This window comes from Aliivibrio sp. SR45-2, from assembly GCF_963890165.1.
GTDB classification, from domain to species: Bacteria; Pseudomonadota; Gammaproteobacteria; order Enterobacterales; family Vibrionaceae; genus Aliivibrio; species Aliivibrio salmonicida.
This window is the reverse complement of the sequence record NZ_CAWPRC010000160.1, coordinates 24268-34079: the sequence shown is the minus strand read 5'-3', so window position 1 is coordinate 34079 and position 9812 is coordinate 24268. Positions and strand designations below refer to the sequence as shown.

The following is a 9812-nucleotide window of genomic DNA, read 5'->3' as shown; positions in this document are numbered from 1 at the left end:
TCCTGTTCAAACGGAGATAAATCAATCTCTGAAATAGCTTCAACATCTACTGTTCCAACACCTCGACATATCGGGCACTCCCATTCATTATGGCTACCTTTACCTTTACATAATGGGCACTCTTCTTGCTCATATGGAGATAAATCAATGTCCGAGAGAAGCTCAACACTTAAGGTTCCAACACCGTTACAGACTGGACACTCCAATGACCTGTACACACCGCAGCCTTTGCATAATGGACAGTTTTCCTTATGAGTATCTCGCAAATGCCGAGCTCTTTCTTGAATTAGGTCATCAGATGAATGCTTACCTTGGAGAATGCTATTTAGGTTGTTAACCAGAATACTTTCAACCTCTACGGAAACATTCGGCAATGCTTGCTCGACAGCATCAACAACCTCATCTTCGAGATCTTTGTATATTCTATTATTCGATTCAGATGCCTTGTCTCTAAGTACTTCGAGCTCATTTATAAGGCTTAAAGTTGTATCTAAAGTTTTTTCATGTGAACGCCAAATTGAAATTCTTGTAGATAGTATGTCAGATTTTATTTTCCTAATTTCTGTATCAGTAATGTTTTTCTTGTTATCAAATTGATCATGACAATTTGGGCACAAGTATATTAAGTTATGAGGATGGTTATTTTTGCTGTTATGGACTGGATCGATATGAGCGAACTCTCCGCTCGTGTGAGAACAAATCGTACATTTGTGCGATGCCTCATTTTTTATTTCATCTTTAATACCTACAGGGATATTCGGTCGAGTACCAACTTTTGATGGCCAAGGTGAGGAGAGGTATTTACCAAATTTTATCAGTTCTAGTTTTTCAAATTCGATTTGACCATCAACTAACTTAAAGCCCAATTTTTCACTTTCACCTTGCTTTGGCGCATTTTTTGCGAGCCAAGTTAATAAACAAGGTGACATTTTTACAAAAATCGCTGCCGAATAAATATTCATACTATCTAACCACTTTCTTATTTTGTATAACGCCCTGTTAAGGTGTGAGCAACGCAATATCGATGCCGCTGCACCACCTTAAACACTAAACGCAACGCATAGTAAAAACGCCAAGCGTTGCGAATCACTCTTAAACAGTTTGTTAGTTACGATTTTGACGCAAATAACGTTCTAACCAACGCTCATCAAGCTGAATTTTTACATTGCGCCAAATTCCGCCAATAAAACCTGACAGGGAAACAAACGAAAAATTTTGAGACTTTGTACGAGCAATTAGTTCACGATCACCCCACGTAGACCGCATTTTTTCAGCCAACTCGACAGGTAAAAAGAATTGAAGCTCAAACCATCCAGGTTGACCCGGTTCATAATTGACAGGAGTAAAACGCCAATTTCCATCTCGCTCTCCTCTCAATCTACAATAGACTATATCGTCTTCGAATACATGTGGAGGTAAAGGCTCTTCTGTCAATAAATGTAAAGGCCAGCGACCTTGCAACATACCGAAATATGACCCCCCAATATCGTTCAAATGTTCCGATACATTTTGAATGGAGGCAATTCCAGATTCTGTAAAGTGAGTACTGAGATAGTCATCTGGATATCGGTCTTCAAGGATCTTCCTAAATCTAGATCTAACTTCTGATATGTCTCGAGTGCCGGCATTTGTTAAAGCACTTTCATCAAGAGACTCAATAGCTTCAATAACCGGCTGAATGACTGGTATTCCTCTGTATTCAATAAGAAATATCTGATGTGCTACTGCATAATCTATCGCAGGCTTTGTATAGCCCGATACACTGAAAATCGCTGATTGATAATTGAAACGAATTGCAGATGTTGTCGAAACATCACGATGTTTAGTAAAATAGTTTTCAGAGATATCTTTAAGAACACCTACAGAGTTTCTAACAACTGGAATTCCCACTCTTTGGTTGGGATAGCACTTAGCCTCCACCAAAAGCCTTAATGGAAACATGAATGCAGGGGTTTGCTCTTGTTCAGCTAGCGCATCTATTTGGTGCCATGCTCCTCTACCTTGTACTTCTAAACCAGAACTATTTACTTGTAAATCGGAGCTATCTACCGAATCTAACGGTTCTCTTACAATCTTGTATCCGACTTTTTTAAGTAAGTACAAAACCGCTTCTTCCAGCATTGCGCCGCGAATTTGGGCTACTGTTGCCATTTATTATCCTCTAGTAACTAACGCCGCGTTAAGTAGTGAGCAACGCTACCACGAAACCTAGCTAAACCACCGTAAACACTGAACCCAACGATAGAATGAAAAATGCCATGCGCTGGGAATCTGTCTTAAACGCCTTGTTAGGCAAGTTCCTCTACACGATCTGCAACTACATCTATAACCTTTCGCAACAATAAGTGCGTATTGATAAGGTACGATTCGTCTATAACTACATGATCACCAATAGCATGTTTTGCATATGAACCAGAGGTCTCAAGATAAATTTCGTTATAAACACTACCTGCATGAACAATTATATTTCGTGTTACTTTCATTTCAGATAGTTCACCGGACTCATCATCATCGAGAACTTGAAATTTTAGAGCTTTGTTAATGACCTTTATCCATTTTGAGATACTGTCATACGCAATTGAATTTAACTCTTTAGCTACCATTTTATTAACAACGTTATTATATGACGCGGACTCAATTACTTCTCCAAAAGTCAGTTGCTTATTCTTACTCAGACATTCTGGATTTCGTACGTAGTAGATTGAAAGTAAATCAAACACTGCAGCCTCAAAAACATTAAATAGAGATTGGAAAGCCATTTCGTGCTGCAAGCTTAAGGTCTGCTCTGATTCTGAAACTATATCTTCACTTGTTCTATAGCGTAGGCTTAGAGCGGATAGTGTCTCAAAGCTACCTAGTTTCTTATTAGCGATACCATCTGAATACTGCTCAAAGACATGGCTCATTATTTTTAGTGAGTCTGATATATCTTCCAACTTCTTAACTGCATTATTTCTAATTTGTTCTGAGTTCATTTTTCCTCCGAGTTGCCTAACGCCGCATTAAGGTGTGAGCTGCGCTTGGCTATACTTTGAGCGAAGCGAAAATGCCAAGCGTGCTGAATCACTCTTAAATTGTTTGTTATATGATTGTTTGGTAACTTACTGGTATTTCAGCACAAGCGTGTTTATCGGGCATTCTTCTGTGTTTAAATAATTAGACATCGGTGAATTTACACATCGTTCATTTAATGAACTAGGACAATTATTCACACAATATTGTCCTTGAGGGCACTGCTGATAGCCATAAGAGACATAGTTCATAAATTGAAAAGAATAGTAAAGCTGGAGAAACTCATCTTTATCAAACTCCTTAGGAAGAAGGCTTACAAAGCTCTGCTTTTCGTTAAAAACCAATGGAATTCCAATATCAGAAATACACGTCTTAATAAAGACAGTAAATTCAGCCTGCGACATCAAAATCATTTGTGAAAAAATAAACTTCTCTGAAAAGTTCGAATTTGAATAATCAACTACGAGATCAATCCAACTTGATATGCTAGCGAAATCACTATGATATTTGCTCTTAAGCGAATCTTTTAGTGCTATCAACCTTCTTTGAGATTTAGTAAAAACACTATCATAACCTGTACCGACAGCCACCCAATCAAGGTTCAGGAGATACTTGACACAACCCTCATAGTCATCTAATTCATTAGAGTTATTATGAAAGTCCTCCGTCATTAGTTGATAAAACCTGTGCATGGGGTTGTCATTAAACATACAATATTCAATGATACAAACTTTTATCTCATTTGATAGATGACCATACCCAAGATGTTCAAATAGTATATCTGGCACCTTATAAGGCATATCAGGTGCACTTGTTCTCCAAAACCTACTCTCAACCTTATGTGCTATATATTCCATAAAGTCACGCGCACCAACTTGATACAGAGAACCATCAGCAAGACATAGTTGGTACTTAAAGACTCTAGCACCAGTATATGTGGTAAAGTGCTTGAATTGAATGTCATCAATTTTCGGTGCCGTGTCTTCAAACCTTGAGCACCCCCATGTGTAATCGAATTGACGTATAACTACATTGGTATCAGCATCCCAAGTATCAAAAGGTCTTTCCAACCGCTCTAAACTGTTTGAACTAAAATCAATTTGACCGAATTTCAAGTTTTCCATCATGGTGTAGCGGATACTATATGGAAAAATAATATCTTGAAGAAAGTGAATATATTCATGTGCAAATGTTTGCGAATTATTATTAATCGCATTTATAACATCGTCATCAGAATCAATCTGCATAAAAAAACAAGATGGCAAGTAGAAACCACTTGCAGTTCTAATCTTCATAGTTTCTCCTATCTAAATAAAATCATATAACGCTCTTTCTACGACAAAATGCCTCATAGTTCCCTACCAGATTTGTCGCGACTTATTCTATTAAGGCTTACTAGCCTTTTTCTTAAACTGAAATAAATCAACATCATAACAATTCGACATTCATCGTTTCATTCATACTATACGACAACGTGTCGCTTTATGCGCTTAGCTCACAGGCTGCTTCGATAAACCATAAATAGCATGGTTGATAATGCGACCATTCAGGTTTTCACGATTAGAAATAATGCCTTCTAATGTCATGCCTAAACGCTCACAAACCTTACGGCTTGGTAGGTTGTTCTCGCCTGCTGCTATTTGAATTTTTTCAAGCTGTAAATCTGTGAAAGCAATCTCGATTAACTTAGAGACTGCGCGAGTAATAATGCCGTTACCCTGATAAGACTCACTAAGCCAATAGCCAATCTCAGCCATTTTTAAATTATGATTAATTGTATTGAAGCTGACATTACCAACCAACTCACCTTGGTACATCATGGCGCAAACCATTCCTTTACCTTCGGCATAATCAAGTAACGATTTACGCACAAAGCGTAGAAAGAAATCCTCAGACTTTGCGTGTGACGGCCAAGCTAGCCATTGAGATAAATAGGCTTCTTCCTTCGATACGATCTCAAAGTACTTTTTCGCAAAAGAGGGCTCAATAAGTGCCAATTTCAATTCATTGTCAACTTCTACTGTAAACATAAGCCATCCTTTGAGGTGGTCATTCATCATGCGTACATCATACCATTTGCTGGGTAAATTTCATGTGATTTCTTTTTGTTTTGCCTTTAAGGTCTAATTTTCATTAAAACCCAATCTATTGATAATATTAACTATAAATGGTGAGTTTTCTCTTTTTCCCAATCACTAGATACAAAAAAGCCGAGCAAGTTACCCTGCTCGGCTTTTAGTTTTACCAATTTTCGCTATACGATTATTAACTCGTTATTGGCTGTTTTTGTCTTTTGGCTGATTCTCTGGTAAGTCTTTTACTTCTTCATACCATAAATCGTGATGCTCTTTAGCCCATGTTTCGTCAACATCGCCTGTCACCATGCCTTCTAGTCCTGCTTCCATACCAAACAGACCAATGTAGATGTGGAAGATGAAACCACAAATCAAGATCAGTGCTGCAAACATATGGATCAAGTTAGACAATTCCATATCACGGCGTAATTGGCCGAAGATTGGGAAATCTAATACAAAACCACTGATCGCTGCGATAGCACCAAACCAGATAAGAAGCCAGAAGATCGCTTTTTCACCACCGTTTGAGAAACCTGCTGATGGATGCGAGCCTTTATGCTTACCAACCATGCCGCCCATTTTCATGAACCATTGAATGTCTGTCTTGTTTACAATGGATTTTCTCCACCATTTCACTAAAACAGTCATTAATAGGATGCCAAAAATTGGACCCATGTAGTTGTGGTACTGCTTCGCGGCATAAATGATCATGCCCCAAATATCGGTTGGTAATACTGGTTTTAAAAAGTGCTTACCATAAACCAAACATAACCCACTGAACGCCAGTGTTAAAAACGTGAACGCCATGCTCCAGTGCAATGCACGGTCCATTTTGCTCCAACGCTGAATTCGACGTCCTGTTTTTGGTTTGCTTAACTTTAGGGGACCAATCGTGAAATACGCCAGTGCCACCATCGCTAAACTACCAAAGATAGCTAATGCACCTAATGGTGACATCCACTTCTCTTTCAGTACATACCATGTTTCGCCAGCAGTACTGATCAATACACCATGCTCTGGTGACTGTGAGGTTGTATAGCCTTCTTCGCCCGCTCTTACTTGACGCCAAAAATCAGCGCCACCAAGTTGGGTCATTTCTTTCTCTGCACTCTTATTCGTTGTGCCTTCATTTGCCATGCTAGGCACAGAAAATGAAAGCGTTAATGCTGCCAATAATGGCAGCAATAACGAAAGAGAAAGACGTTTTAATTGTGTCAACATCACTCTCTCCACTGGATTAGCTCTTAGTCGCATCAAACGATAAGTCTTCACCATTTGTCCAACCTGCGTCTTTCGCACCACGTTCTACAACACGTTGGCGGAAGATATCAGAGACTTTCTCTGCATCACCAGCAAGCAGTGCTTTTGTTGAACATAATGACGCACACATTGGTAATTTGCCTTCTGCTATACGGTTTGCGCCGTATTTTTCACGCTCTTCTTTTGAACCAGGTTCTACACCCGGACCACCAGCACAGAATGTACACTTATCCATTTTCCCACGCTCAGCAAAGGCACCCTGTTTAGGGAACTGCGGTGCACCAAATGGGCAGGCAAATAGGCAGTAACCACAACCGATACAAAGATCTTTGTTGTGACGTACGATGCCATCTTCTGTGTGTTCAAAACAATCCGCAGGACAAACGGCCATACAAGGCGCATCGGTACAGTGCATACATGCTACTGAAATTGACGTTTCACCCGGCTCACCATCGTTTAGTGTTACTACGCGACGACGTTGGATGCCCCACTCTAGCGCATCATCATTTTCGTTTTTACATGCTGTGACACAGCCGTTACATTCAATACAACGCTTGGTGTCACATAAGAATTTCATTCTAGCCATTTTATATCACCCCTTACGCTTTCGTGATTTTACATAGTGTCACTTTGGTTTCCTGCATTTGTGTTACAGGATCATAACCATAAGTGGTTGCTGTGTTTGCTGCTTCGCCAATAACGTATGGAACCGTACCTTCTGGGTACTTATTCGTTAAGTCTTCACCTTGGAATTTACCGCCAAAGTGGAATGGTACGAACGCTAAGCCCGGTTTAACACGACGTGTCACCATTGCTTTAACGTGAATTCGACCTTTCTCTGCACCTTCAACCCAAACCATATCACCATCTTTAAAGCCGATGTCATTTGCGTCTTTCGGGTTAACTTCGACAAACATTTCTTGTTGAAGCTCTGCAAGCCATGGGTTTGAACGCGTTTCTTCACCGCCACCTTCGTACTCAACCAGACGACCAGAGGTCAGAATAATTGGGTATTCTTTTGACTTATCTTGGTCTTGAATTGTTTTGTACAATGTTGGTATACGGAAGTTAGCCGCGCGATCATCCCATGTTGGGTAATCAGCAACCAAATCACGACGTGGTGTGTATAACGGCTCACGGTGTTGTGGAACACGGTCAGGGAACGTCCATACAATCGCACGTGCTTTTGCATTACCAAATGGCATACAACCGTGTTTAATGGCAACACGTTGAATACCGCCAGATAAGTCAGTTTTCCAGTTTTTACCTTCTGCTGCTACTTTTTCATCGGCAGTCAGATCGTCCCACCAACCAAGTTGCTTAAGCAGTTTGTCAGTGAATTCTGGGTGACCATCTTCAATCTCACAGCCTACTGGGTAGCTGTCTTCAGCAAGTAGACTTTGACCTTCGTATTCCACACCAAAACGAGTACGGAAGTTACCGCCGCCTTGCGCTACAGGTTTCGACGTATCATAAAGAATGTGCGTACCTGGGTGCTTCATTTCTGGCGTGCCCCAACAAGGCCAAGGAAGACCGTAGGTTTCACCATTAACTGGGCCGCCTTCTGCTTCTAGCGTTGTTTTATGGAACGTGTGCCAGTTTTGTGTGTGCGCTTTAATACGCTCAGGGCTTTGACCTGTGTAACCGATTGTCCACATACCGCGGTTAAATTCGCGTGTGATGTCTTCGATTACAGGTTGGTTGTTCTCATCAATTTTGATGTGTTTGAACAGTTGATCTGAGTAACCTAACTTTTTCGTCAGTAGGTACATGATCTCGTGGTCTGGTTTTGATTCAAACAACGGCTGAATTACTTGCTCACGCCATTGGAATGAACGGTTTGATGCGGTTACAGAACCGTGCGTTTCAAACTGCGTTGTTGCAGGAAGAAGGTATACGCCATCAGTACGATCATTCATTACTGCGGCAACGGTTGGGTATGGATCGACGATTACCATCATATCCAACTTACTCATTGCTTTTCTGATCTCAGTACCACGTGTTTGTGAGTTTACTGCGTGACCCCAGTAGAACATTGCGCGGATATTATCGTTTTGTTCGATGTTTGCTTTATCTTCTAAAACACCATCAACCCAACGAGATACAGGAATACCAAAGTTGTTCATTGGCGTTTTGCCGTTGTATTTACCTTGGTCGAATCGGTTTTGAACCCATGCGTAATCGAGATCCCACACTTTTGACCAGTGTTTCCATGCGCCTTCACCAACACCGTAGTAGCCAGGAAGCGTATCTGAAAGAACACCTAAATCCGTTGCGCCTTGTACGTTATCGTGACCACGGAAGATGTTTGCACCGCCGCCTGATTTACCCATATTGCCAAGAGCAAGTTCTAGAATACAGTAAGCACGAGTGTTGTTGTTACCTGTTGTATGTTGAGTACCACCCATACACCAAACAACACAACCTGGACGGTTTTCTGAAAGCAGTTTTGCGGTTTCGTATACTTCCGCTTCTGTCACGCCAGTAACACGTTCCACTTCAGCAGGGTTCCATTTTGCAACTTCAGTGCGGATCTCATCCATGCCAAACACACGTTGGTTAATGAATTCTTGATCTTCCCATTTGTTTGCGAATACATGGAACAATACGCCCCAAATAAAGGCGACATCTGAACCCGGACGCAATGAAACATAATGATCCGCTTTTGCTGCGGTACGTGTGCGACGTGGGTCGGCAACAACGATCTTACAACCATTCTTCTCTTTTGCGATCAGAATATGTTGCATTGCTACTGGGTGAGCTTCTGCAGGGTTTGAACCAATGAATAGCATAGATTTACAGTTATGCATGTCATTGAATGAGTTGGTCATCGCCCCGTAACCCCATGTGTTTGCAACACCGGCTACTGTGGTTGAGTGACAAATACGCGCTTGGTGATCGACGTTATTTGTTCCCCATAATGAGGCCATTTTACGGTACAAATACGCTTGTTCGTTGTTGTGCTTCGCAGAACCTAACCAGTACACTGAGTCTGGACCTGATTCTTTACGGATCTCAAGTGCTTTGTTGCCAATCTCTTCGATCGCTTCATCCCATGACAGTTTTTTCCACTTGCCATTTTCAAGCTTCATTGGGTATTTTAGACGACGTTCGCCATGACCATGCTCACGCAGTGCTGCGCCTTTTGCACAGTGACCGCCTGCGTTAAATGGGTGATCGAATGCAGGTTCTTGACCTGTCCACACGCCATTTTGAACTTCAGCATAGATACCACAACCAACAGAACAGTGTGAACAAATCGTACGTTTCACTTCTGTTGGTGCATCAACTGGCACTTCCTGTGCTTGTGCTTTTCTCATCATGCTTGGAACAAACATGCTTGCGCTTGCTACTGCACCAGCGGCAATCGTTGAGGTACGCATGAACATACGACGAGTAATGCCCAGTTGGTTCTCTTGTTTTTGTACCGAATCGGAACGTTTAGTCAGTTTCATTATGTGCTCC

The 9812-nt window shown here is 41.2% G+C and carries 8 protein-coding genes; all 8 read right to left on the bottom strand.

Annotated elements, in window-relative coordinates:
- Positions 1-962 (bottom strand): HNH endonuclease signature motif containing protein (locus tag AACV33_RS12230; RefSeq protein ID WP_220488672.1); only part of this gene is annotated, 962 nt, incomplete at its 3' end.
- Positions 963-1104: 142 nt separating this feature from the next.
- Complete coding sequence (locus AACV33_RS12225) at positions 1105-2151, bottom strand: restriction endonuclease (RefSeq protein ID WP_182700296.1); 1047 nt, start codon at positions 2149-2151, stop codon at positions 1105-1107.
- A gap of 137 nt (positions 2152-2288) precedes the next feature.
- The gene (locus AACV33_RS12220; RefSeq protein WP_182700295.1) at positions 2289-2975 is read right to left on the bottom strand and encodes a hypothetical protein; all 687 of its coding nucleotides are present in this window, start codon (positions 2973-2975) and stop codon (positions 2289-2291) included.
- A 126-nt stretch (positions 2976-3101) separates the two neighbouring features.
- A complete protein-coding gene (locus tag AACV33_RS12215) occupies positions 3102-4307 on the bottom strand; it encodes a hypothetical protein (protein WP_182700294.1) in 1206 nt (401 codons plus the stop codon).
- A gap of 195 nt (positions 4308-4502) precedes the next feature.
- Complete coding sequence (locus AACV33_RS12210; RefSeq protein ID WP_182700293.1) at positions 4503-5042, bottom strand: GNAT family N-acetyltransferase; 540 nt, start codon at positions 5040-5042, stop codon at positions 4503-4505.
- A 243-nt stretch (positions 5043-5285) separates the two neighbouring features.
- Complete coding sequence (locus AACV33_RS12205) at positions 5286-6308, bottom strand: formate dehydrogenase subunit gamma (protein ID WP_182700292.1); 1023 nt, start codon at positions 6306-6308, stop codon at positions 5286-5288.
- 16 nt (positions 6309-6324) lie between these two features.
- A complete protein-coding gene (gene fdh3B / locus AACV33_RS12200) occupies positions 6325-6933 on the bottom strand; it encodes a formate dehydrogenase FDH3 subunit beta (RefSeq protein WP_182700291.1) in 609 nt (202 codons plus the stop codon).
- Positions 6934-6946: 13 nt separating this feature from the next.
- On the bottom strand, positions 6947-9802 hold the full coding sequence (locus AACV33_RS12195) for a formate dehydrogenase subunit alpha (protein ID WP_182700290.1): 2856 nt from the start codon (positions 9800-9802) through the stop codon (positions 6947-6949).
- Positions 9803-9812 lie beyond the last annotated feature (10 nt).